The 23409-nt window shown below is 65.8% G+C and carries 27 protein-coding genes; 16 read left to right on the plus strand and 11 right to left on the minus strand.

What is annotated here, in order from left to right:
- A complete protein-coding gene (locus tag E4K09_RS27870) occupies window positions 1–1044 on the minus strand; it encodes a M23 family metallopeptidase (RefSeq protein WP_244610730.1) in 1044 nt (347 codons plus the stop codon).
- Window positions 1045–1495: 451 nt separating this feature from the next.
- Between E4K09_RS27870 and E4K09_RS27875 the strand changes: the two genes are divergently transcribed.
- The 3 genes from E4K09_RS27875 to E4K09_RS27885 are packed head-to-tail and all read left to right on the plus strand — an operon-like array spanning window position 1496 to window position 2959.
- Entirely contained in the window at window positions 1496–2236 is a 741-nt protein-coding gene (locus E4K09_RS27875; protein ID WP_134500970.1) for a heme ABC transporter permease, read from the plus strand.
- The gene (ccmD, locus tag E4K09_RS27880; RefSeq protein ID WP_134500851.1) at window positions 2236–2391 is read left to right on the plus strand and encodes a heme exporter protein CcmD; all 156 of its coding nucleotides are present in this window, start codon (window positions 2236–2238) and stop codon (window positions 2389–2391) included. The genes E4K09_RS27875 and ccmD overlap by 1 nt, the downstream gene beginning before the upstream one ends.
- Window positions 2384–2959, plus strand: a complete 576-nt coding sequence (locus tag E4K09_RS27885; protein WP_134500852.1) for a DsbE family thiol:disulfide interchange protein — start codon at window positions 2384–2386, stop codon at window positions 2957–2959. The genes ccmD and E4K09_RS27885 overlap by 8 nt, the downstream gene beginning before the upstream one ends.
- Here E4K09_RS27885 and E4K09_RS27890 read toward each other — a convergent pair.
- On the minus strand, window positions 2925–3413 hold the full coding sequence (locus E4K09_RS27890; RefSeq protein WP_134500853.1) for a YaiI/YqxD family protein: 489 nt from the start codon (window positions 3411–3413) through the stop codon (window positions 2925–2927). The two genes, E4K09_RS27885 and E4K09_RS27890, sit on opposite strands and share 35 nt — an antisense overlap.
- A 278-nt stretch (window positions 3414–3691) precedes the next feature.
- Between E4K09_RS27890 and E4K09_RS27895 the strand changes: the two genes are divergently transcribed.
- Window positions 3692–4969: an adenylate/guanylate cyclase domain-containing protein gene (locus E4K09_RS27895; protein ID WP_134500854.1), complete on the plus strand. Its 1278-nt coding sequence runs from the start codon at window positions 3692–3694 to the stop codon at window positions 4967–4969.
- Window positions 4970–5116: 147 nt separating this feature from the next.
- On the opposite strand, the gene E4K09_RS27900 is transcribed toward E4K09_RS27895, so the two are convergent.
- On the minus strand, window positions 5117–5713 hold the full coding sequence (locus tag E4K09_RS27900; protein ID WP_134500855.1) for a septation protein A: 597 nt from the start codon (window positions 5711–5713) through the stop codon (window positions 5117–5119).
- Complete coding sequence (gene ftsY, locus E4K09_RS27905; RefSeq protein WP_134500856.1) at window positions 5710–7080, minus strand: signal recognition particle-docking protein FtsY; 1371 nt, start codon at window positions 7078–7080, stop codon at window positions 5710–5712. Before ftsY ends, E4K09_RS27900 begins: the two co-directional genes overlap by 4 nt.
- 65 nt (window positions 7081–7145) lie before the next feature.
- On the opposite strand from ftsY, the gene E4K09_RS27910 reads away from it, so the two are divergent.
- Window positions 7146–7847: an RluA family pseudouridine synthase gene (locus E4K09_RS27910; protein WP_134500857.1), complete on the plus strand. Its 702-nt coding sequence runs from the start codon at window positions 7146–7148 to the stop codon at window positions 7845–7847.
- 93 nt (window positions 7848–7940) lie between these two features.
- On the opposite strand, the gene mtaB is transcribed toward E4K09_RS27910, so the two are convergent.
- Both mtaB and dapF read right to left on the minus strand, forming a co-directional pair.
- The gene (gene mtaB, locus E4K09_RS27915) at window positions 7941–9194 is read right to left on the minus strand and encodes a tRNA (N(6)-L-threonylcarbamoyladenosine(37)-C(2))-methylthiotransferase MtaB (RefSeq protein WP_134500858.1); all 1254 of its coding nucleotides are present in this window, start codon (window positions 9192–9194) and stop codon (window positions 7941–7943) included.
- A complete protein-coding gene (dapF, locus tag E4K09_RS27920; protein WP_134500859.1) occupies window positions 9194–10078 on the minus strand; it encodes a diaminopimelate epimerase in 885 nt (294 codons plus the stop codon). The genes mtaB and dapF overlap by 1 nt, the downstream gene beginning before the upstream one ends.
- 174 nt (window positions 10079–10252) lie before the next feature.
- On the opposite strand from dapF, the gene E4K09_RS27925 reads away from it, so the two are divergent.
- Both E4K09_RS27925 and E4K09_RS27930 read left to right on the plus strand, forming a co-directional pair.
- A complete protein-coding gene (locus E4K09_RS27925) occupies window positions 10253–10966 on the plus strand; it encodes a GyrI-like domain-containing protein (protein WP_244610731.1) in 714 nt (237 codons plus the stop codon).
- 38 nt (window positions 10967–11004) lie between these two features.
- On the plus strand, window positions 11005–11676 hold the full coding sequence (locus E4K09_RS27930; protein ID WP_134500860.1) for an HAD family hydrolase: 672 nt from the start codon (window positions 11005–11007) through the stop codon (window positions 11674–11676).
- Here E4K09_RS27930 and E4K09_RS27935 read toward each other — a convergent pair.
- The 3 genes from E4K09_RS27935 to E4K09_RS27945 all read right to left on the minus strand — a co-directional run bounded on the left by E4K09_RS27935 (window position 11633) and on the right by E4K09_RS27945 (window position 13465).
- Entirely contained in the window at window positions 11633–12697 is a 1065-nt protein-coding gene (locus E4K09_RS27935; protein ID WP_134500861.1) for an MBL fold metallo-hydrolase, read from the minus strand. The genes E4K09_RS27930 and E4K09_RS27935 overlap by 44 nt on opposite strands.
- 278 nt (window positions 12698–12975) lie before the next feature.
- Entirely contained in the window at window positions 12976–13305 is a 330-nt protein-coding gene (locus tag E4K09_RS27940; protein ID WP_134500862.1) for a pilus assembly protein, read from the minus strand.
- Window positions 13277–13465, minus strand: a complete 189-nt coding sequence (locus tag E4K09_RS27945) for a hypothetical protein (RefSeq protein ID WP_134500863.1) — start codon at window positions 13463–13465, stop codon at window positions 13277–13279. Before E4K09_RS27945 ends, E4K09_RS27940 begins: the two co-directional genes overlap by 29 nt.
- Window positions 13466–14382: 917 nt before the next feature.
- Here E4K09_RS27945 and E4K09_RS27950 point away from each other — a divergent pair.
- From E4K09_RS27950 to trmD, 6 genes are all read left to right on the plus strand, one after another.
- A complete protein-coding gene (locus E4K09_RS27950; protein ID WP_134500864.1) occupies window positions 14383–15141 on the plus strand; it encodes an outer membrane protein in 759 nt (252 codons plus the stop codon).
- Window positions 15142–15571: 430 nt separating this feature from the next.
- Entirely contained in the window at window positions 15572–15787 is a 216-nt protein-coding gene (locus tag E4K09_RS27955; protein ID WP_134500865.1) for a glutathione S-transferase, read from the plus strand.
- A gap of 2 nt (window positions 15788–15789) precedes the next feature.
- On the plus strand, window positions 15790–17340 hold the full coding sequence (gene ffh, locus E4K09_RS27960) for a signal recognition particle protein (RefSeq protein WP_134500866.1): 1551 nt from the start codon (window positions 15790–15792) through the stop codon (window positions 17338–17340).
- A 68-nt stretch (window positions 17341–17408) separates the two neighbouring features.
- Window positions 17409–17762: a 30S ribosomal protein S16 gene (rpsP, locus tag E4K09_RS27965; RefSeq protein WP_134500867.1), complete on the plus strand. Its 354-nt coding sequence runs from the start codon at window positions 17409–17411 to the stop codon at window positions 17760–17762.
- Between the two features lie 5 nt (window positions 17763–17767).
- Window positions 17768–18481, plus strand: a complete 714-nt coding sequence (rimM, locus tag E4K09_RS27970; RefSeq protein WP_134500868.1) for a ribosome maturation factor RimM — start codon at window positions 17768–17770, stop codon at window positions 18479–18481.
- Window positions 18478–19161, plus strand: coding sequence for a tRNA (guanosine(37)-N1)-methyltransferase TrmD (gene trmD / locus E4K09_RS27975; RefSeq protein ID WP_134500869.1), 684 nt, complete (start codon window positions 18478–18480; stop codon window positions 19159–19161). Before rimM ends, trmD begins: the two co-directional genes overlap by 4 nt.
- Before the next feature lie 44 nt (window positions 19162–19205).
- On the opposite strand, the gene E4K09_RS27980 is transcribed toward trmD, so the two are convergent.
- Complete coding sequence (locus E4K09_RS27980) at window positions 19206–20120, minus strand: DMT family transporter (RefSeq protein WP_134500870.1); 915 nt, start codon at window positions 20118–20120, stop codon at window positions 19206–19208.
- A gap of 98 nt (window positions 20121–20218) precedes the next feature.
- On the opposite strand from E4K09_RS27980, the gene E4K09_RS27985 reads away from it, so the two are divergent.
- The 3 genes from E4K09_RS27985 to leuC all read left to right on the plus strand — a co-directional run bounded on the left by E4K09_RS27985 (window position 20219) and on the right by leuC (window position 22843).
- Window positions 20219–20695 (plus strand): Lrp/AsnC family transcriptional regulator, encoded by a 477-nt coding sequence (locus E4K09_RS27985; protein ID WP_134500871.1) that lies wholly within the window; start codon window positions 20219–20221, stop codon window positions 20693–20695.
- A gap of 134 nt (window positions 20696–20829) precedes the next feature.
- Window positions 20830–21213, plus strand: coding sequence for a 50S ribosomal protein L19 (gene rplS, locus E4K09_RS27990; protein WP_134500872.1), 384 nt, complete (start codon window positions 20830–20832; stop codon window positions 21211–21213).
- A gap of 223 nt (window positions 21214–21436) precedes the next feature.
- On the plus strand, window positions 21437–22843 hold the full coding sequence (gene leuC / locus E4K09_RS27995) for a 3-isopropylmalate dehydratase large subunit (protein WP_134500873.1): 1407 nt from the start codon (window positions 21437–21439) through the stop codon (window positions 22841–22843).
- 139 nt (window positions 22844–22982) lie between these two features.
- Here the strand turns inward: leuC and E4K09_RS28000 are convergent, their stop codons facing one another.
- Window positions 22983–23285: a hypothetical protein gene (locus tag E4K09_RS28000; protein ID WP_134500874.1), complete on the minus strand. Its 303-nt coding sequence runs from the start codon at window positions 23283–23285 to the stop codon at window positions 22983–22985.
- Window positions 23286–23409 lie beyond the last annotated feature (124 nt).

Here is a 23409-nt window from a genome sequence, read left to right on the forward strand (position 1 = left end):
TCATGGCCTCAAGCTGATTCCGAAAGCCTGTTCGATGGCGGGCTTGCCCTCGCGCTCGACCCGGTAGATCGCGCGGTAGAGCCCAGGGCGGAAGCCGCCCGGGGGCGGCCTGAAGCCCGCAAACATCATCCATTGCGCCTTGTTGCGGTCCAGCGGCGGGGCCTTGTTCTGGGCCACCGGCTTCCCGTCGGTGTCGAACAGGGTGAGAATCTGCACGTCGCCGCCCTTCAGGCCGATGGCCCGCACATAGGCCACGAGGGCCGGGGACTGCGTGGTCGGGACGGTCTGCTCCGCCGCGCCCGACTCGATCGCCTCCAGGGTGACCGGACCGGGGGCGAATCCCTTGTTCAGGACGCTGCCCGGCTGATAGGCGAGCGAGGGTTTTAGGCCCTCCTCCCACAAGGAAGAGTAGCCCTGGCTGTCGCAGGATTTGGTGGGTGGCCCTGCATCGAAAGGATCCACCGCCTTTCCGTCCTTGCGGATTGTGAAATGCAGGTGCGGAAATTCGGTCATGCCGGAGAGGCCAATGCGGCCGATCCGGTCGCCTGCCTTCAGAGCGTCGCCCGGCTTCACGGAAAGGCTGCCCTTGGCCATGTGGCAGTACTGCGTCTGCCAGCCGTTGCCGTGATCCACGACGGCGCCGTTGCCGCACTCGGTGTTGGCTGCGCTCTTCAGGCTCTGGCCCGTGTCCTCCACGCCGTCGCGGGTGCGCAGAACCGTGCCGTCGGCGGCCGCCACCACATCGACGCCGGCCTTCATGGCGGCCGTCGTCGGCACGCGGATGTCGGTGCCGTCGTGCCCGTCATAGGTCAGTGTCCCGCACTGGTAGTCGCTCGCCTCCGGCGAGGCGTCGTGGTCCACGTAATGCTGGATGAAGCAGGTGCGCCCGATCTCGCAGGCGACCGGCAGGCGGAGCGAAATGTCCTGAGCGGATGCAGCCCCGGAGAGGCTGAGGGCAATGAGGCCGAGGACCGGAAGACGCATGGCTTGCTCCGCAACAAAGATGCGGCCACCATAGCCCGTCCCGTGGCGAATGAAAGGCACGGCACATTCTCCCCTTCCCCTTGCGGGGAGGGATCGAGGGCGGGGGTCGCAAAGTTGGAGCACGCAGCCGTCCAGAGAGCGTGAGGCTGATCCAGCGACCTCCCTCTCCTTCAGGGAGAAGGCTGGGGTGAGGGGTTACAGGTTCATCCGGACAGGGCGCACCCCTCACCCGCCGCGCTGACGCGCGTCGACCTCTCCCGCACGGGAGAGGTGAAACCGCGCCGCACTCGTAGAGCCTTCACCCGGTCGCACCATTCCCACCCCTGCTTCTCCCTGCCAAGGGGAGAGGGGGAACAGAGACGGGATGCGTTCCAGGCGGTCTTTACGGACAATCCCGGATTGCCGAGGGCGCGCGTCAGCCGCTAAAGAACGGCGATCCTGGCGAAATCGTTATTCAGCTTGAGAGACGCTCCTCGTTGCAGGCGCGTGCAAGGGCCGCTACATCGTGCGTATGATCCGTGAGCTTGCCAATCCCACCCGCTTCATGAGCCTCAGCGGCGCCCTTCTGCCCTGGGTCACGGGCTTGGCCGTGCTGCTCTCCGGCATCGGCCTTTATTGGGTCTGGTTCGTCGCGCCCGCCGATTACCAGCAGGGCGAGACCGTGAAGATCATGTACATCCATGTGCCGGCGGCGTGGCTGTCCCTGTTCTTCTACATGATCATGACGGCTTCGGCCCTGGGCACCCTGGTGTGGCGGCATCCCCTCGCGGACGTGTCGCAGAAGGCGGCGGCGCCCATTGGGGCGGCCTTCACGCTGATCTGCCTCGTCACCGGCTCGCTCTGGGGCAAGCCCATGTGGGGCACCTACTGGCAATGGGATGCGCGGCTGACCTCCATGCTGGTGATGCTGCTCATCTATCTCGGCATTCTGGCCCTCTGGCGCGCCATCGAGGAGCCGAACCGCGCCGCGCGCGCGGTGTCGATTCTCACGCTCGTGGGCGCGGTGAACGTGCCGATCGTCAAATTCTCGGTCGATTGGTGGAACACGCTCCATCAGCCGGCCTCCGTGTTCCGTCTCGGAGGCCCGACGATCCATCCCTCCATGCTCGTGCCGCTGCTCATCATGGCGGTCGCCTTCACCCTCATGGGCGTGGCGCTGCATCTGTCGGGCATCCGCACGGAAATCCTGCGCCGCCGCGTGCGCACCCTCCATCTTCTCGAGGCCGAGCGCCTCGACGCCCGGGCCGCCTGATGACGCACAGCTTCTTCATCGTCATGTCCTATGCCCTCACGGGGCTGGTAATCGCAGGCCTGATCCTGCGCGCCGTGGTCGATCATCGCGCACAGGTGCGGGCCCTGGCAGAGCTCGAATCCCGCGGAATCGGCCGGAGGTCGCGCCGTGGCTGAGGCAACCGCGTCGCGCACGCGGCTGATCTTCATCCTGCCGGCTCTCGTCTTCTTCGTGCTGGCGGTGCTGTTCCTGGTGCAGCTCACCTCGGGGCGCAATCCCGCCGATCTCCCGTCGGCGCTGCTCAACAAGCCGGTGCCCACGTTCAACCTCGCGCCGCTCGAAGGCCTCACGGCCGACGGCAAGCCCGTGCCGGGCTTCTCCAACGAGGATCTGAAGGGCCGCGTCACCATCGTGAACGTGTTCGCTTCCTGGTGCGCCCCCTGCCGCCAGGAGCACCCGCTCCTCGTGGAACTGGCCAGGGACCCGTCCGTGCGGCTGGTGGGCATCAACCAGAGGGACAATCCCGACAACGCCCGCCGCTTCCTCGGCGCGCTCGGCAACCCATACTCTGCGGTCGGGGTCGATCCGAACGGCCGTGCCTCCATCGACTGGGGCGTCTACGGCGTGCCGGAGACCTTCATCGTCGGTCCCGACGGCATGATCCGCCACAAGCATATCGGACCCCTGACGCCGGAGAACCTGGACGCCTTCAGGGAGAAACTCCGCCAAATCCCGCGCGCTTGAGGCGGTTGATCGCCACGTCCAGCGCCGAGAGAAAGGCCGATCTGTCCTTCTGGGAGAAGGGCCTTGGCCCCCCGGTCACGTCGCCGGTCGCGCGCAGGTCCTCCATCAGGTTTCGCGTGGCGAGCGCCATGCCGATGGACGCCTCCGTAAACGGCCTGCCCGTGGGACCGATCACGTCCGCGCCGGCCTTGATGCAGCGGCTCGCCAGGGGAATGTCGGCGGTGATCACGATGGCGCCGCGGCCGGCCCGCTCGGCGATCCAGTCATCCGCCGCGTCGAACCCGGCGCCCACCACCACGCGCTCGATCAGGGGGCTCTGCGGCACCATCAGAAAGGCGTTCGCCACGACGAAGGCCTTCACCCGGTGGCGCTCGGCCACCCGGTAGACCTCGTTCTTTACCGGACAGGCATCGGCATCCACATAGATCGCGATGGCTTGAGAGGTTTCGGTCATGAGCCATTTATTCCTTCGGCGGGCATGCTTTGGCCCGAATTGACCAACAAAGCTGCCGGCTAGAGCATCGGACGCAAGAATTGGGAACCGGTTGTGCGTGAAAAGATGTTCTAAAACCAAAAGCCTGATGCATCGGGCGGTGAGTGCGATTCCCCTCCCGATGAGCTAGCCACGTGCCGTACATAAACCCAGGCCAGAACGAAAAGAACCCCGTGGACCGTCCATCACATATCCGATCCGTCTGGGGCTTCCTCCGCAACCGCCGACGCCCACGGGGAATGAGCGATGCGACGAACCGGCTGATGCGCGAGGCCGATGCCGGAGCCCTGCAACGCGCCGGGCTCGTGCGGATGGTGGTGGCCGGGCTTCTGCTCCTGACCATCATCATCGTGACCCGCGGGATCGAAATCACCAATCCCGTGGCAGCACGGCAGATCTGGATCGCCGAGCTCACGCTCACCCTGTTCGGGGCGCTGGGATGGGTCGGGGCCTGGCTTGCCTCCAAGCGGATCGCGGTGGCCAGGCTGCCCATGATCACGGCCCTGCTCGATGCCCTGCTGATCCTCGGCAACCTGGGCTACAGCCACGGCATCCTGGGCGTTCCGGGCAACCTCTTCGCGGCTTTTCCGGCCGCCTGGGTGGTGCCCATCACCATCGCGGCCGCAGCCATCCATTACCAGCCGCGCCTCCAGGCGCTCGTGGCCCTGATCTATGTGGCGGGCCTGTCGCTTCTCGCTTACGGCGAAGGTTCGCTGACGCCTGCCGAGCGCCGGCAGGACCTGTCCGAGATCGCGGGCCTGTTCTCCGAGCAGGCCAACATGGTGCGCATCGCCATGGTGTTCTCCCTGGCGCTGATCCTGATCCTCGTGGCGCGGCAGAGCCGAGTGCTGCTGGAGCGGGCGGTGCGGGAGACGACCATGCGCCTCAACCTCACCCGCTACCTGCCGCGCGAGCTTGCGCCCGTTCTCACGGAGGAGGCCTTCGCGTCCTTGAGGCAGGGGCGGCGCATCCGCATCACGGTGCTGTTCGTGGACATGCGCGCTTCCACCCATTTCGGCGAGACCATGGAGCCGGGGCAGCTTGCGGTGTTCATCACCTCGTTCCGCCGGCGCGTGCTGCGGGCGGCGAGCCGTCACGGCGGCGTCATCGACAAGTTCACGGGCGACGGGGCCCTGATCCTGTTCGGTGTCCCGGGCGCCCGGGACGGCGATGCCGGCCGGGCGCTCGCCTGCGGGCGCACCCTGCTGCGGCTGATCGAGCGCTGGAACATCAAGCGGCGCTTCGATCCGCCCGTGCGCGTCGGCATCGGCATTCACACGGGCGACGTCTTCTGCGGCGTCGTCGGGGACGAAAGCCGCCTGGAATTCACCGTGGTCGGGGAGGCCGTCAACATCGCGTCGCGCATCGAGCAGGCCACCAAGAATACGGATTGCGACCTGCTGGCCTCGAGCGAGACCGTGCGGGAGGCCGGTGAGGACGATCTCTGGAGCGAGATAGCGCACGAGCCCTTGCCCGGCGTCACCCGCAGCGTGGTGCTCATGCGGCCGGCCGAATGACGCCGCTCTAATGCCATAGGTCTCGTCCCGTCATGGCCGTCCCCGGACTTGATCCCGGGACCAGTCCGGCCATCCACGTCTTGGGAAACGCCGCGCTTCAAAGACGTGGATCCCCGGGCCGAGCCCGGGGATGACGCTGTGGGGTTCTCACGCCTCCTCCGCCTTCTTCACCTCGTAGCGCAACAGCAGCGGTGTCTGCGCCAGCGCGAACACGATGGTGAGGGGCATGATGCCGAAGACCTTGAAGCTCACCCAGAAATCCGTGCTCTGCGTGCGCCAGACGATCTCGTTGAGCGCCGCGAGCGCGAAGAAGAAGAGGGCCCAGCGCAGCGTCAGCTTGCGCCAGCCTTCCTCCGTCAGCTCGAACATGCTGTCGAGAACGATGGCGAGCAGGGGCTTGCGGAAATAGAGGCCGCCCAGGAGGATCGCGCCGAACATCGTGTTCACGATGGTGGGCTTGAGCTTGATGAAGGTCTCGTCCTGAAGGACGAGCGTGAGCCCGCCGAACACCACCACCACGACGCCCGAGACCATGGGCATGATCGGCAGCTTGCGCAGGAGCGCATAGGAGACGCCGAGCGCCAGGATCGTGGCGACGATGAAGAGGGCCGTCGCCGCGAAGATCCGCTGGCTCTCCGCAAAGCCGAACCGGTCCGCATAGGCGTTCGCGATGAAGAAGAGGGCGAGCGGCCCGAGTTCGAGGGCCAGCTTGAGAAGAGGGGGAAGGCGCTTTTCGTCGGTCATGAGCTTGCTTCTATCCCGGCAATGGCTCTCGCGAAATCCCCTGCGGTGAAAGGCTCCAGATCCTCCACCCCCTCGCCGACCCCGATGAAATGGACGGGCAGGCCGAACTTGGCGGCGAGCGCCACCAGAATGCCGCCGCGCGCCGTGCCGTCGAGCTTGGTCATCACGAGGCCCGTCACGCCCGCCGCCTTCTGGAACAGCTCGACCTGGCTCACGGCGTTCTGGCCCACGGTGGCGTCGAGCACGAGGAGCGTGGCATGGGGCGCGCTCGCGTCGAACTTTTTGACCACGCGCACGATCTTCTCGAGCTCGGCCATGAGCCCGGCCTTGTTCTGAAGCCGGCCCGCCGTGTCGATGAGCAGCACGTCCGTGCCGTTGGCCTTGGCCTCCTGAAGGGCGTCGAAGGCGAGGCCCGCCGCATCCGCGCCCTGCTCGCGGGCGAGAACCGGCGCCCCGACCCGCTCGCCCCAGACCTTGAGCTGCTCGATGGCGGCGGCCCGGAAGGTGTCGCCGGCCGCCAGCATGACCTTGAGGCCCTGGCTGCGGAACTTCTGCGAGAGCTTGCCGATCGTGGTGGTTTTCCCCGCGCCGTTCACGCCCACCATGAGGATCACGAAGGGTTTCCGGGTCCGGTCGATGGTGAGCGCCTGGGCCACCGGCTGAAGCGTCCTCTCCACTTCGCTCGCCAGGATGGTCCGCACCTCCTGGGGCGAGATCTCCTTGTTGTAGCGGCCGGCCGAGATCGCCTCCGTGATCCGCATGGCGGTGGGCACGCCGAGATCGGCCTGGATCAGGGCGTCCTCCAGATCCTGGAGGGTGGCCTCGTCGAGCTTGCGCTTGGTGAAGAGCCCCGTGACGCTCTCCGACAGGGACGAGGAGGTGCGGCGCATGCCCTCGGTCAGGCGCTGCCACCAGCCCCGTTTCTCCGCCGGAGCGGGCTGCGCAGGAGCAGCCTGGGTCCCAGAAGCCTGGGTCTCGGGGGCAGGAGAGGCCTCGAGAGCCGGGGGAGGCGGATCGTTCGGCTCGGCCACGTCCGCGCGCGGTTCGGGGCCCGTCTCGGTCTCGATGCGCGGGATCGGCTCCTTCGGATTGCCGCCCTCGGGATCGATCGTTTCCACGGGCTGCAGGTCGGCGCCCGCGAGCTCGGCCGGCACCTTGCGCTCCTCGGGCGTGTCGGGAGAGGCAGCCGTCACCGTGGAGGGCGCGGCCGCCAGATCATCCGCGCCCGTGGCAGGCGGGGAAGGCATCGCCTCCGGCTCGCCCCCGGCCTGCGGCGTCTCCGGCGCGGACTCGGGGTGGGTATCGGGAGTGGTCTCGGCCTTGCGCCCGAAGAGGCGGGAGAAGAAACCGGGCTTGTTCTCGGCCATGCTGTGCTTTGCCTCGTCAACGCTTGTGCTTGATTTAACGCGCCTGCCTCGATAGCCGAGGCATCATGAATGCGGAAGAGATAGTGTCCCGTCTGCTCTATCGCGATGCCCTGATGCTCGTGATCGACAAACCCGCCGGCCTGCCGGTGCATCCCGGTCCCAAGGGCGGGGAGACCTTGTTTCATCATCTCGACTCCTTGCGCTTCGGCCTGCCCCGCCGTCCGGAAGCCGCGCATCGTCTCGACAAGGACACCTCCGGCTGCCTGATCCTGGGCCGCCACCCGAAGGCCATCGCCCGCCTCAACGAGCTGTTCCGTCGAAACGAGGTCGACAAGGTCTATTGGGCGGTGGTCGAGGGCGGACCTCACGAGGAGGAGGGCGAGATCGATCTTCCGCTTGCGCCGAAATCGCCGGATCGCGGCTGGTGGATGAAGGTGGACCCGAAGGGCCAGCCCTCGCTCACCCGGTGGCGGGTGCTGGGGCGCGGGGAGGGTCTGACCCTGCTCGAGCTGCGGCCCGTCACCGGCCGCACCCATCAGCTGCGCGTCCATTGCGCGGCCATGAACTTCCCGATCCTGGGCGATCCCATCTACGGCACCGCGCCGCGCTTTCACGGCCCGGGCCTGCATCTTCATGCGCGCAGCGTGAGCGTGCCGCTCTACCCGAAGAAGCCGCCGATCCTCGTGGAGGCTCCGGTGCCGGAGCACATGCGCGCGCAGGTAACGATGTGTGGCGCCCTGCCGGAGAATCCGGACGATCCGGCGTGATGAGCGAAATGCTTCGTTCGTCTTGGCCGTCCCCGGACCAAGTCCGGGGATGACGGGAAAGACCTTTCAGCACCGGGATCATGATGCGGCCTGCTATGCGGCCAGCAATTCCTTGCCGTCGTGGCCCGTGATGGTGACGGGCACGATCTCTCCGGGTTTCACCTCGCCTGAAAAGCGCACGAGCGTGAAGCCTTCGGTGCGGCCGAGCTGGTTCGTCTCGATCAGCACGTTGCGGCGCGCCCCGACCTCCTCGGCGAGATGTTTGAGCAGCGCGGCCTCGCCCTTCTCGCGCAGGCGACGGGCCCGATCCTTCACGACGTCGCGCTGTACCTGCGGCATGCGCGCGGCGGGCGTTCCGGGACGGGGAGAGAAGGGGAAGACGTGGAGATGCGTGAGGCCGCATTCGTCGACGATGTCGAGGGAGCGGGAGAACATCTCCTCTGTTTCCGTCGGGAATCCCGCGATGATGTCCGCCCCGAACACCATGTCGGGACGAAGCCGCTTCACCTGCGCGCAGAACGCGATGGCGTCGTCCCGCAGGTGGCGGCGCTTCATGCGCTTGAGGATCATGTCGTCGCCCGCCTGCAGCGAGAGATGCAGATGCGGCATCAGACGGCTCTCGTTGGCGATGGCGTCGAGCAGGTCGTCGTCCGCCTCCACCGAGTCGATGGAGGAGATGCGAAGGCGCTCCAGCTCCGGCACGTGGCGCAACAGGCTCTTCACCATCGTGCCGAGCTTCGGCTCGCCGGGAAGATCCTTGCCGTAGCTCGTGATGTCCACGCCGGTGAGCACCACTTCCCGCGAGCCGTGCTCCACGAGATTGCGCACCTGCTCAACCACCGCGCCCATGGGCACCGAGCGGGAATTGCCGCGGCCGTAGGGAATGATGCAGAAGGTGCAGCGATGGTCGCAGCCGTTCTGCACCTGCACGAAGGCGCGCGTGCGCCCGCGCATGCCGTCGATGAGATGCACGGCGGTTTCCTTCACCGCCATGATGTCGTTGACGAGAACCTTCTCGCTCTGGCCGACGCCGAAATCGCGCATGGCGCTCCAGGTCTCGGCCTTCATCTTCTCATGGTTGCCGAGAACCTGGGACACCTCCGGCATCGACGCGAAGGTTTGCGGCTCCACCTGAGCGGCGCAGCCCGTCACGACGATGCGCGCATCGGGTTTCTCGCGGGCGATCCTGCGGATGGACTGGCGCGCCTGGCGCGTCGCCTCGGAGGTGACCGCGCAGGTGTTGACGATGATGACCTCGCCCAACCCCGCATCCTCCGCGTGGCGCTGCATCGCCTCGGACTCGTAGGTGTTGAGACGGCAGCCGAAGGTGACCACTTCCACCGCCATCACGCCGCTCCCGCGAACAGGGCAGGGGAGAGGAAGCCTTCGTGCTCGAGTTCCGTCGCGCCGGTCATGAGCACGTGTCCGTCGCTCTCGCGCCATTCGATCACGAGATCGCCGCCGGGCAGGGTGACCGTGGCCTTGCGGCCGGTCAGCCCCTTGCGGGCTCCCGCCACCAGGGTGGCGCAGGCGGCCGAGCCGCAGGCCCGGGTCGCGCCCGCGCCGCGCTCCCACACCCGCAGGATCACATGATCCGGTCTCTCGACCTGGGCGAAGGAGATATTGGCCCGCTCGGGGAAAACCGGGTCGTGCTCCAGCATCGGGCCGATGGCGGCCAAATCGTAGGCGGCCGCGTTCCTCACCCAGAAAATCGCGTGCGGGTTGCCCATGCCGATGGCGGACGGGTTCTCGAGCTCCGGCGCTTCCGGCAGATGCGTGTCCAGCGCGATGGCGCGGGTGTCCGGATAAGGATCGCGCAGGGGAATCTCGTTCCACGCCAGGCGCGGCGGACCCATGTCGACGGTGAACGTGGTGTCGGAGACTTGGCTCACCGGCAGAAGGCCCGCCCTCGTCTCGAGCACCAGCCCCCGGCCTGCCGGGCGGCTCATGACCGGATCGGTCAGCATGGCCCAGGCGACGCAGCGGGTGCCGTTGCCACAGGCGCCCGATTCCGAGCCGTCCGTGTTGTAGATGCGCATGAAGGCGTCCGTGCCCGGGGAGACAGGATCGTGCAGCACCATCAGCTGGTCGAAGCGCGAGCGGGGATCGGCCGCGATGGCGCGCGCTTCCACGGCGCTCACCACATGGGCCGAGCCGCGCAGATCCAGCACGGTGATCTCGTTGCCGAGACCGTTCATCTTCAGGAAACGGTGGTTCGCAAGGGGGCTCATCGTGACGCTCATGAGCCGTATATGGCCGAAAACGCGCAAAACCGCGAGAGGGGATCTCGGCCTGCTACCATCCGTCCTCCACAGAGGGCTCCGGAGTCCCTCGCGACGGGACGAAAACGCCCCTATGCTCCGGCCTGTGATCCCTTCGTGATTCGAGGCTTAAGGCACTCTCCCATGCGGCTGCGCTCCTCCACCATCGTTCTTGTGCTGGCCCTCTGCTCGGGCGTGGCTCTGGCGCAGACGCCGCCGGCCGCGGGCCCGTCTCCGGCCGATCCTGCGCCTGCCCCGGCGGCCCAGGCTCCTGCTCCGGCCTCGCCCCAGCCACAGCCCTTGGCGCCCGCTCCGGAAACGCCGGCTCCGGCAACCCCCGCACCCGCGCAGGATGCCGCGCGCACGACGCTCTTCCCCAACCCGAGCGATCCCACGGGCGTCGAGGAAGGAGTTCTCACGGCGAAGCCCGCCGCGATCCTGTCCGGCATCAGCACCTGGGACGAGGCTTTCACCAATCTCAGGGATGCCGTCGCCAAGCTCGACGGCGAGTTGAAGAAGGCCGGCATCGCGCCGGCCGGGCGTCCGCTCACGGTCTTCGTGGACACGGACGACAACGGCTTCAAATACGAGGCGATGATCCCGGTGGCCCAGGTGCCGGAGGGCAAGACCGAACTCACGCCGGAGATCAAGTTCGGCAAGACGCCGGACGGCAAGGCGCTCCGCTTCGTGCACAAGGACGCCTATGACGAGATCGACGGCACCTACGAGACGATCACGGCCTATCTCGATATCAAGGAGATCGTCGCCAAGGACGCCTTCATCGAGGAATACGTGAGCGAGTTCACCGACGCGCAGGACACGGACTTCGAGGTGAACATCTACGTTCAGCCCAAGTGATCCCAAGTACCCAGGCAATCCCAAATCATGACCCCTCGATGATCGCTCTTTTCGACCTCGACGGAACCCTGACCGACCCGAAGGCCGGCATCACCCGCTCCATCCAATATGCGCTCGAAAGGCTGGGCCGGCCCGTGCCGGAAGCGGACGCACTGACATGGATGATCGGGCCGCCGTTGATTGCGGGTTTCACGCGGCTTCTCGGCGGGCCCGAGGAGGCTCCCGAGGCGCTGCGCCTCTATCGCGAGCGCTTCAGCGACGTGGGCCTGTTCGAGAACGAGGTGTACCCCGACATCCCGGCTGCTCTCGAGGCTCTGCAGAAGGCCCGAGTTCAGCTCTTCGTCGCCACCTCCAAGCCTCACGTCTTCGCCCGGCGGATCATCGACCATTTCGGCCTGTCGCCGTATTTCGACGAGGTTTATGGCTCGGAGCTCGATAACCGGAATGCCGACAAGCGCGACCTGATCCGCCACATTCTCGACCGGGAACGCTTCGATCCCGCGGCGGCGGTCATGATCGGCGACAGGGAACACGATGCCATCGGAGCGCGGGCGAACCGCATCGCGGCCATCGGCGTGACCTGGGGCTACGGATCCCGGCAGGAGCTGTTGGATGCAGGCGTCGCCCGTCTCGTGGAGGAGCCCTGCGATCTTCCGGAAGCGGCTCTTACCCTGGCGGGGTCCACACTTCGCCCGGCCGCAAGGGCCTGAACCGGTCCGGAGAGATCTCCGCCGCCTGCAGGGCGTCCGCCAGTTCCCGAGGCGGCTCGTCGACTCCCTCGTTGGTGAGGCGGAAGGTGCCCCAATGGTGTCCAAGCGCCTGCTCGGGCTCGACGATCTGGAACACCTTCACGGCATCCTCGGGATTCATGTGCTGCGGCTCCATGAACCAGCGAGGCTCATAGGCCCCGATGGGCAGGTGGGCGAGCCGGATCCGGCCGAAGCGCTCGCGCACCGTTTGGAAGATCCTGCCGTCCCCGAAGCCCGTATCGCCGATGTGATAGATCGTGCCGGTCGGCGTCGTGATCACGAAGGCGCACCAGAGCGCCATGCGCCGGTCGTTGATGCCCCGCGCCGACCAGTGATAGGCGGGCTCCAGATGCACGGTGACGCCGTTCCCGAGGTCGACCGATCCGCCCCAGTCCCGCGTCTCCACAGTAATGTCCGGGTGCTCCGCCCGGATCACCGCATCGTTGCCGAGCGGCGCGATGAAACGCGGGCGGTGGCGATGCCAGAGGCGGCCCAAGGTCTCGATATCGAGATGATCGTAATGGTTGTGCGTGATCAGCACCGCATGGATCAGCGGCAGATCCTCGAAGGCGATGCCGGGCGGATTGACCCGCCGGGGACCTGAGAACGATACCGGGCTTGCCCGCTCGGAAAAGACCGGATCGATGAGAAGGTTGAGCCCCGCCACCTGAACCAGGAACGAGGCATGGCCGATCAGCACCGCGCGCAGGCCCTTGGAGGCCGGCGGCGGCCTGTCCCGAAAAGGGCTCGGAAAACTCTCCGGCCAGGCCTTTCTGCCGCCGCCGAGCTGCCAGCGGAGCAATTCGACGAATCCCTTGTCCTGCGGCTGGCCCGGCGAGAAGAAGCGTACCCCGTCGAAATGATCCGTGACGGGACCCTGGTAATAGCGGTTCGTGGCGCGCGCGGCCGTCATCCAGCCGATGAGACCAGTGGCGGCCAGAGCGGGAACGCTTAAGGATTTCAGAAGGGTGCGGCGGTTCATGAGAGCTTTCGAGATCGACGGGGCCGGAGATAAGCGCTCCGCTCCCGTAACGGCATTCAGGTTCAGCCTCAGATAACCGGGAATTCCCTGCAAGGTTCGGGCGAGGCGCGCTCTTGCACGCGCTCGGCAGATGAGGCCGCCCATCGGAGCCCCTCAGGGGGAGAGGCGCCGGATGGTTCCTCAGGCTCGAAAGCCAGTCCTGAACCTGGACTGCACCAGCCGCCATTCAAGCCTTGAAGGGAGGGCTGGCGGCCGTAACCATCCTGCCGGGCTTTCCCCTATTGGGCGGGTGGCGAACCGGCCGAATTGGGTCCCTGGACTCCGATGGATATCGATTGCGTTGGAGCGGCGGCGGGACCGCTGAGATAACGCTTCGTCACTCTGTCCACCTGCTGGCCGTTTCCGGTGATGCGGGTATTCCCTGAGCTGCGCGGCCAAGGGTCGTCGATATGCACGACCATGTTGTGCGCCTGCGCGTCTCCGGCGGCCGACGTGATCGTATCCCGGTGCTTCACGTAATCCGCGCATGCGCCGAGTGCGAGCATGGGCAGGAGCCCCGCGCAGGTGATGAGCGGGATCTTAGCGTTTGACGATTTTCTTGCGGACATGGCTCTGCTCCGGCTTCAGCTCGACGATATGCCCATAGGGCCCGACAACGCCCGTTCCCTCGATGAAGCGGCGCTGCATGTCGCTGCTGACTTCCAGGTTTCCGAGCAGGAAGAATTCCGCGTCGTTGCTGGGCTTTGCAGCATCGAGCGGTGTGCGCAAGGGTTGCCCCGGCTTCGCGGGACGGACCAGATGGGGCGTGACCTATACGCATGGCCTTCTCCAATGCTTGTGCATCGCTGCATGTGCAAATTGCTCATGAAGAGCAGGCTCGAACATCCGGAAGTGCACCATGCCGAGCGCGTTCTTAGGATGTGCATTCAGATAACGATAAACTGTTATAATGTTTTAAAGGGCAAACACAAACGATCCGTTGCCGCCGCTGTCGCCTTGGCGGTAGAAAACGGCCAAGGCGCTCCCGCCTGAAGCATTGCAGAAAGCGTAACAAGTATTCCAGATGTTGTTGCGATGAGCGAGGCTTTAAAGCTCAGTACAGGCGCGCGGCTGAGATTATTGAGGCATAGCAAGAACTTATTACGATGGTATGCATGTTTTCCCATAGGCGCGAAAGCCGGGCTCCTGGCGATCTTGCCGTAACGTGATCATTGCAGCGCTGGAAAGTCGATTGTGCATGAATGCAAATTTATATCATTAGAAAAAGGGCTGCTTAAGAGCAGGCGGCACAGCGCCACATAGCTTTCGACAGCCCCGGAACCTGTCATTCGAGCTGAGAAACTCGCCTCCCAATGCGGCTTGAGCCACCTTGGACGGAACCGGGCGAGCTTCGGCCGCAAGTCCAGACACACCATCGGGAAAACCGCTCATTCACGACAGCCGATGAAGCGGATTCAAGGGCGGCACCTGTCTCCCGGCGCTGGCCAGCACAAAACAGCAGTTTGCTTCTGTGCAGGCAATGCCGGGAGGCGGGGCGTTCCTTCGTGGCGGATCTTGGCTAGCTCCCAACAACAGGGTCAGGACAATTTAAGCTTAACATTCTCTTTACATGAAATGTCCCATCATAACGTTGCTGCGGCATCTTGCGGCAGCGGGTGTGGCTTGCCGAACAAAGAAGAACCCCGATGGACATGATCAAGATCGCGGCCCTGACCGGCCTCTTCGCCGCAACAGCTTCGGCAGCCGGCGCTGCCGACCTCTCCCAGGCGTTCCTGTCATCCTCTTCGGTGATACGCGACAGCCGAGCTAGCTCCCTCGGCTGGTATCTGCGGGGCCAAGTCGGCTATGTGGACTACAGGCGTCCCGACGCGAAGTTTAAGGTTGGGTCTCTCGAGAACGATTTCACCTCGGAAAGCCTCGGCAATGCGGCCGCACTCGGCGTCGGTCTCGGCTATCGCTTCAATTCCAACGTCCGGGCGGACCTGACGCTGGACCATGCCTTCGACGCCCGCTTCAAAGGGGGGGCGCCTGCACCGACGCTGACCGGCGCGTTCGTGACCGACGAGGGTTCATTCCAGGGCTCGACCCTCATGGCCAACGGCTATTTGGATTTCAGGCCCATTCTGGGTTTCACGCCCTATATCGGGGCGGGTATCGGACTGGCGCGCAACACGCTCTCCGACGATGTGCGGACGATCCATGACGCGACCACGGGGATCGAAACCGTGGAGCGCTTTGCCGGCGGCAAAGATTTCAGTCTCGCTTGGGCCCTCATGGCCGGCGTCGGATATCAGCTTTCATCGAATTTCACGCTCGATCTCGGCTACCGCTATGTCATCCTCGGCGGCGTGAAAACACGCTCCTACGACGCCGGCACCGGCATCGAGGCGGATTTGATCGCCGCGCACGAGGTGCGGTTCGGCGTCCGATACAGCCTCAGGTGAGGACGCTGCGGCTTCGGAGGTTTCAACGCGGACGGAGCCTCTCCGCCCCAAAGCCTCGGGAACGCCCCCGGCCGGCCCCGGTACCTTCCCGGGAAGGGCGCTGGGCGGCGACGCTGCGGAGATCGGTGGTCGCGTGTGCGCCGACCGGACCCGGGTGCCCGCTCCGTATGCGACAGTCCCTTTCCTTGACTCCGGGCGCTCTTTCCTCTATCGCCTGACCGCAAATCTGTAGAGCGAGCCCTTTGAGCCGCCGACCAGCCCGAGAGGCTGGAGGTCAACGTCCGACAGCGCGATGCGCCCTCGGGCGCGTTTCTCTTTGGGCTTGCCTGGTTTGCCATGACCGGGCTGGTCGGTCGTTCACGCCTTCGCCCCGTGCTTGAAAGTCGTGGATGCCCGCATCACGTGCGGCATGAGGAAAGAGGGTGGACGGATGTCGAGCGGGACATTGCGCATCGAGGACGCGATCAACGAAACCTGCCCGTGGTCGGGACAACCGATCGCGGCGGATTCGCTCACCCTGTATCGCGGCGAGGTGGTCGGTTTCTGCAATCCCGGCTGCCGTGACAAGTTCGCGGCGGCAATCCATCACTTTGAAAAGGCCCTTGAGCAACGCGATGTACCCCTCATCGCAAAAGGAATTGATTGACCATGTTCGAAGGCCTTTCCGAAAAGCTCTCCTCCATCCTCGACTCGCTCACGCGCCGCGGCGCGCTCACCGAGGAGGATGTGAACGCCGCCCTGCGTGAAGTCCGCCGCGCGTTGCTCGAAGCCGATGTGGCGCTGGAGGTCGTACGCTCCTTCACGGACAAGGTGCGCGCCCGCGCCGTCGGCGCGGAAGTCGTCAAGTCGGTCTCCCCCGGTCAGCAGGTGGTGAAGATCGTCCACGATCAGCTCGTGGAGATGCTGGGCGCGGACGCGGAAGTGATCAGCCTCAACGCGGTTCCGCCCGTGGGCATCCTCATGGTCGGCCTTCAGGGCTCCGGCAAGACCACCACCACCGCCAAGATCGCCAGGCGCCTGAAGGATCGCGAGAACCGCCGCGTGCTCATGGCCTCGCTCGACACGCGCCGTCCGGCCGCGATGGAGCAGCTCGCGGTGCTCGGCCAGCAGGTGGGCGTCGATACGCTGCCCATCGTGACCGGCCAGTCGGCGGTGCAGATCGCGCGGCGCGCCATGGAGGCTGCGCGCCTTGGCGGCTACGACGTGGTGATGCTCGACACCGCAGGCCGCGTCACCGTGGACGAGGCGCTGATGGTGGAAGCCGCCGACGTGCGCGCGGCCACCAACCCGCACGAGGTTCTGCTCGTCGCCGACGCCCTCACCGGCCAGGACGCGGTCAACACCGCGCGTGCCTTCGACCAGCGCCTGGGCGTCACCGGCATCGTGCTCACCCGCATGGACGGCGACGCCCGGGGCGGTGCCGCGCTCTCCATGCGCGCCGTCACTGGCAAGCCGATCAAGCTCATCGGCACGGGCGAGAAGGTCGATGCGCTGGAAGAATTCCATCCCGCGCGCGTCGCCAACCGCATCCTCGGCATGGGCGACATCGTCTCGCTCGTGGAGAAGGCGGCCGAGAATTTCGACGCCGCACAAGCCCAGCGCATGGCCGAGAAGATGCGCAAGGGCAAGTTCGACCTTGAGGACCTGCGCGATCAGCTCGCCCAAATGGAAAAGATCGGCGGCATCGGCGGCATGCTCGGCATGCTGCCCGGCATCGCCAAGATGAAGTCGCAGCTCGAGAGCGCCAATCTCGACGACAAGGTCATCAAGCGTCAGCGCGCCATCATCGATTCCATGACGCCGGCCGAGCGCCGCAACCCGGACATCCTGAAGGCTTCGCGCAAGAAGCGCATCGCGGCGGGCTCGGGCGTGAAGGTGGAGGACATCAACAAGCTCTTGAAGATGCACCGCCAGATGGCCGACGTCATGAAGATGATGGGCGGCGGCAAGGGCAAGGGCATGGCAGGCGCGCTCGGCAAGATGTTCGGGCTCGGCGGCGGCGGCATGCCCCAGCCGACGCCGGAGCAGATCGAGGCGCTGCAGAAGCAGATGGGCGGCAAGCTCCCCGATTTCCCGGGTGGTGCGGGCGGCGCCCTTCCGCCCATGCCGAAGGGCATGCCAGGTCTGCCGGGTCTCGGCGGCGGCAAGATCCCGGGGCTTCCTGGCCTCGGCGGCTTCCCGTTCGGGAAGAAAAAATAGGTTTTCGTCGTTCCGGGCTGATCCGGAGCGGCACAAGGTTGATCACAGGACACTAGAAGGAGTTACCCATGTCCCTGAAGATCCGTCTCACCCGTGGTGGTGCGAAGAAGCGTCCCTACTACCGCATCGTCGTGGCCGACTCGCGCTCCCCGCGCGATGGCCGCTTCATCGAGAAGGTCGGCACCTACGACCCGATGAAGCCGAAGGACGACGCCGGCCGCGTGGTTCTCGAAGTCGAGAAGATCCAGGCTTGGCTCGCCAAGGGCGCCCAGCCGACTGACCGCGTCCTGCGCTTCCTCGACGCCGCCGGCCTCCTGAAGCGTCCGGCCCGCAGCAACCCGCAGAAGGCCGTTCCGGGCAAGAAGGCTCAGGAGCGCGCCGCCGCCAAGGCTGCCGCCGCCGGCGAAGGCGAGGCTGCGTAAGCACCATGACGAGAAAGGAGCGCTTCAATCAGCGCTCCGCCTCACCTCTCCCCCCTGCGGGGAGGGGCAGGGGTGGGGGTGCCAGCGCAAACCGACCTAAGGGTGCGCTGACACCCCCACCTCCATCTCCTCCCCATAAGCGGGAGGAGGGCGGGATAGGGCCTGCCCGGAACGATCTCGTCCTAGTGGGCGAGTTCGGCCGCGCCCACGGCCTCAAAGGCGAGGTGCGGCTCAAATCCCATACGGGCGATCCCCAGGCGATCGCCGGTTACAGGCCGCTCATCGCGTCGAACGGCAAAACTTATTCCCTCAAGTCTGTGCGCCAGGCTCCTGGCGGCACGCCCGATCTCCTGATCGCCGTCGTCGAGGGCGTGACCACCCGCGAAGCCGCGGAGGCCTTGAACCGCGTGCAGCTCCATGTGGAGCGCGACAGGCTCCCGCCGCCCGACGAGGAGGACGAGTTCCTGCTCGCGGATCTCATCGGCCTCGATGTGATCAATGAAGCGGGCGAGACCGTCGGCACCATTGTGGCGGTCCCCAATTACGGCGGCGGCGATCTTCTCGAGATCGCTCCCGCGCACAAGGGCCCGAGCGCGCTCCTGCCCTTCACGAAGGCCTTCGTTCCGGCTGTCGATATCGCGCAAAAGCGCGTGGTCGCGGCACTTCCCGACGATTTCTTCGAGACGGCCAAGCCCGCGCCCGGCGAGGATCGCGCGTGAGTTTCTCGGCCACCATCCTCACCCTCTATCCCGAGATGTTTCCGGGGCCCTTGGGCCTGTCGCTCTCGGGCGACGCACTCGCGCGGGGCCTGTGGTCGCTCGACACCAAAAACATCCGTGACCACGGCCTCGGCCGCCACCGCGCCGTGGACGACACGCCTGCGGGCGGCGGTCCCGGCATGGTCATCCGCTGCGATGTGCTGGGCGCGGCCATCGACGCCGCGGTGCCGGCCGACGATCCGCGCCCGAGGCTCCTCATGAGCCCGCGCGGCCAGCCGCTCACCCAATCCACCGTTCGCGAACTCGCGGCCGGTCCTGGTGTCGTGATCGTCTGCGGCCGGTTCGAGGGCGTGGACGAGCGGGTGATCGAGGCGCGGGGCTTAAGGGAAGTGTCCATCGGCGACTATGTGCTGTCCGGCGGCGAGATGGCGGCGATGATCGTGCTCGATACCTGCGTGCGGTTGCTTCCCGGCGTCATGGGCAAGGAAGCCTCCGGCACGGAAGAGAGCTTCGAATCGAACCGCCTCGAATACCCGCACTACACGCGGCCCCGCGAATGGGAGGGGCGCACGATCCCCGACGTGCTGCTGTCGGGCAACCATGCCGCCATCGAGCGCTGGCGGCGCGAGGAATCCGAGCGGATCACGCGGGAGCGGCGGCCGGATCTGCTGGAGCGGTAGCGGCACCCCGTGGGTGGAGCCTGGAATCCGCTCCGCGCTTTGCGTCATCCGCGCTCCATGGCCGGGCGATCCATGGAGCGGCTCAAACCCAGCCGCCATTTGAGATTCACACCCGCGCTGCCGATCAGGATCAGCAGGATGCCGCTCCATTGGTTCAGTGACAGCGTGCGGCCGAAGGCCAAGTGGTCCACGAGGATGGCCACCACCGGATAGGTGAAGGAGAGCACTGCGATCAGGGTCGTCGGCAGCTTCTGAAGCGCCGAATACAGGAGGATGTACATGATGCAGGTGTGGACCACGCCGAGCACGATCAGGCATCCCCATTGTGCCGCATCGACGGGCAGGTGAGAGAAATCGGCGAGCGGCAGAAGCATCAGGGTGCCGAGGATCGCCTGCACGAGGGCGATGAGGTGGGGCGAGAAACCCTTGAGCCGCTTGATGATCACGGAGGCCACCGCATAGAGCAGGGCAGCGCCCGAGGCCTGCAGCAGCCCGACCACATATCCGCTCGAGAGGTCGAAATGTCCCATCTCGACGTCGCTGACCAGCAGGAGCCCGGCAAAGGCGAGAGCGACGAAACCCAGCATGTCGGCGGTTGGGCGCTCGCCGAACAGAACGGCCCCGAGGAGAATGAGGAAGAAGGGTTGCGTGTTGTAGACGGCGGTCGCGACCGAGATCGATGCGTGGCCGTAGGACGAGAAGAGCAGCACCCAGTTCAGGACGATGGCGGCGCCCGCTACCAGCGACAGCGTCAGGCTCCTGGCCGTGAAGCGCCAGGGCAGGAGCAGGCCCTTGGCTCCGCAATAGACGAACAGGCCCAGTGCCCCGAAGAGACAGCGGAAGAACACCACGTTCCAGACGCCCTGTCCGGATTCGACCACGAAGAAGCCGATGGTGCCGGACAGCGCCATGGCGGCGATCATTTCCAGGCGCCCTGACAGGCTCGACGATGACTTCATGGCATTGATCTCCTGAACGAGGCTGGAACTTTACGCTTTTCGAAAGGTGGCGTACTTTATGATTCGAAGACGGATCAAGCGTTTCGATTTCAAGATCTATGGTCGCAGCTGAAAAAAGCCTCAGGAACAAAAGCGAAGGCCTCGATGCGGTCGATCAGGCGCTGATCGCGCTCCTCTCGGAGAACGCCCGGCTGCCGACGGCAGAGCTCGCGCGCAGCGTCGGCCTCTCGGCCCCCAGCATTGCCGAGCGGTTGCGGCGGCTGGAGGAGAACGGGGTGGTGAAGGGCTATCGGGTCGAGATCGATCCGAAAGCGCTCGGCTATACGCTGACCGCCATCGTGCGCATCCGTCCCCTGCCGGGCCAGCTCCACGCCGTGGAGAAGCTCCTGGTGGAGAGCCCCGAGGTGGTGGAATGCGACAAGGTCACGGGCGAGGATTGCTACGTGGCACGCTACCTTCTGCGGTCTATCGAGGAACTCGACCCGATCCTCGAGCGGATCGCCCAACGCGCCCAGACGAGCACCTCCATCGTCAAGACGTCGCCCGTGAAGCGCCGGCTCCCGCCCACCGGGTGACCGGCGGGGGCCGAACCCCCATCGACAAAGCGGAGAAACTCCTGTATAGGCGCGGCCTCAACTGAAAACAGGACGCCGAAATCCCGCTGGCTTGGGGCGAGCCCCAGGGCCATGCAACGGCAGGAGCAAGACCGATGAACATCATCCAGCAGCTCGAGCAGGAGCAGATCGCCAAGCTCGGCAAGACCATTCCCGAATTCCAGCCCGGCGACACCGTGATCGTCAACGTGAAGGTGAAGGAAGGCGAGCGCACCCGCGTGCAGGCCTATGAAGGCGTCTGCATCGCCCGTTCCGGTGGCGGCCTCCAGGAGAGCTTCACGGTCCGCAAGATTTCCTACGGCGAGGGCGTGGAGCGCGTGTTCCCGGTCTATTCGCCGAACGTCGAGTCCATCAAGGTCGTGCGCCGCGGCGCCGTTCGTCGCGCCAAGCTCTACTACCTGCGCGATCGTCGCGGCAAGTCGGCGCGTATCGCCGAGCGCACCGAGAAGAAGACCGAGGCTCCGGCGGCTGCCGAGTAAGGCTTCCTGCAAGGGCTTTATGGAAAGCGCGGCTTCGAGCCGCGCTTTTTGTTTATGGCGGCAAGCGCTGCCGATGGCCGCACGCGCTAAAAATTTTATTGCGCGGCTCGGTCAATCAGCTATGCGATACTTTCAAAGCGGTGCGCGTTCGCGACACCTTTTCCGCGGGCGCGGGTGCCGCTAGAAGACGATCGAAGACCTTTTTAAGCGTTGGAAGATACCCATGGCCACAGCCCGCACCCTCTATGACAAGATCTGGGACGACCATGTCGTCGATCGGCAGGATGACGGGACATGCCTTCTCTATATCGATCGCCATCTCGTCCATGAGGTGACGAGCCCGCAGGCCTTCGAGGGCCTGAGGACGGCCGGCCGCAAGGTGCGCCAGCCGCAGAAGACCCTCGCGGTGGTCGATCACAACGTGCCCACCTCCGACCGTTCCCAGGGGATCGAGGACCCCGAATCCGCCACCCAGGTGGCCACGCTCGCTCAGAACGCCAAGGAATTCGGCGTCGAGTATTACAACGAGCTCGACGCCCGCCAGGGCATCGTCCACGTGGTGGGACCGGAGCAGGGCTTCACCCTGCCGGGCATGACCATCGTCTGCGGCGACAGCCACACCTCCACCCACGGCGCCTTCGGCTCCCTCGCTCACGGCATCGGCACCTCCGAGGTCGAGCACGTGCTCGCGACCCAGACCCTGATCCAGAAGAAGGCCAAGAACATGCGCGTGACCGTCGACGGGCAGCTGCCCGCCGGCGTCACGGCGAAAGACATTATCCTGGCCATCATCGGCGAGATCGGCACCGCGGGCGGCACCGGACACGTGATCGAATATGCGGGCGAGGCCATCCGCTCGCTGTCGATGGAAGGCCGCATGACCATCTGCAACATGTCCATCGAGGGCGGCGCCCGCGCCGGCATGGTCGCGCCGGACGAGACCACCTATGCCTATCTCAAAGGCCGCCCCAAGTCGCCGACGGGCGAAGCCTGGGACGCTGCCGTGCGCTACTGGGATTCGCTGCGCACGGACGAAGGCGCGTTCTTCGACAGCGAGATCAGGCTCGATGCCGCCAATCTCCCGCCCATCGTCACCTGGGGCACGAGCCCCGAGGATGTGATCTCGGTTGCCGGCGTGGTGCCGAACCCGGACGACATCCAGGACGAGAACAAGCGTCTCTCCAAGTGGCGTGCGCTGGAATATATGGGCCTCACGCCCGGCACGAAGATCACCGACATCACCCTCGACCGCGTGTTCATCGGCTCCTGCACCAACGGCCGCATCGAGGATCTGCGGGCCGTCGCGAAGGTCGTCGAGGGCAAACGGGTGCACGAGCGCGTCAACGCCATGATCGTGCCCGGCTCCGGCATCGTGAAGATGCAGGCGGAGGCCGAGGGGCTCGACAAGATCTTCAAGGCGGCGGGATTCGACTGGCGCGAGCCCGGCTGCTCCATGTGCCTGGCCATGAACGCGGATCGGCTTGCTCCCGGCGAGCGCTGCGCCTCCACCTCGAACCGCAACTTCGAAGGGCGTCAGGGCTTCAAGGGCCGCACGCATCTCGTCTCGCCCGCCATGGCGGCGGCGGCGGCGATCGCGGGCCAGTTCGTGGACATCCGCACCTTCGGCTGATCGCCTCCTCCAGACAAACGAAAAGGCGGCGGGTCCTGTGAACCGCCGCCTTTTTCACGCCCGATGCTCTTTTCCGAGAAGAGAGCATCGGATTGGTCCCAAAAGTGCAAGTCCACTTTTGGGTCCGATGCTTTAGCGCTTAATCGACATAGACCCGGCGGCCGGCCACGACGCGGTGGCAGACCTCGACCGGACGGCGCACCACGACGCCGTTCGGGCGCACGCGCTCACGATATTCCGTGCGGCAGACGGTGCGGGTGCGGGCGGGCCGCACGACGCGGCGCTCGACGACACGCTCCCGATAGCGGGGGCCGTGATGCCGCTCCTGAACCACATGAACGCCCGACGGGCCGACATGGACGCCCACCCCCTGAGCGGACGCGCTGCCCGCGCCGAGAGCCGTCAACCCGGCCACGGCCAGGATACCCAGAATCTTACGCATTGTTGCCTCATTCACGATTGGCTATTCCAGGGCTGTCAACGGTCTTGTTCCAAAGGCGTTCCGCTGGCTCGAAGCCGCAGGGACGCTTATGGTTGCCAAATGGTGAATGCAGGAAGGAACCCTT

It is taken from the genome of Microvirga pakistanensis, from assembly GCF_004458765.1.
GTDB lineage: Bacteria > Pseudomonadota > Alphaproteobacteria > Rhizobiales > Beijerinckiaceae > Microvirga > Microvirga pakistanensis.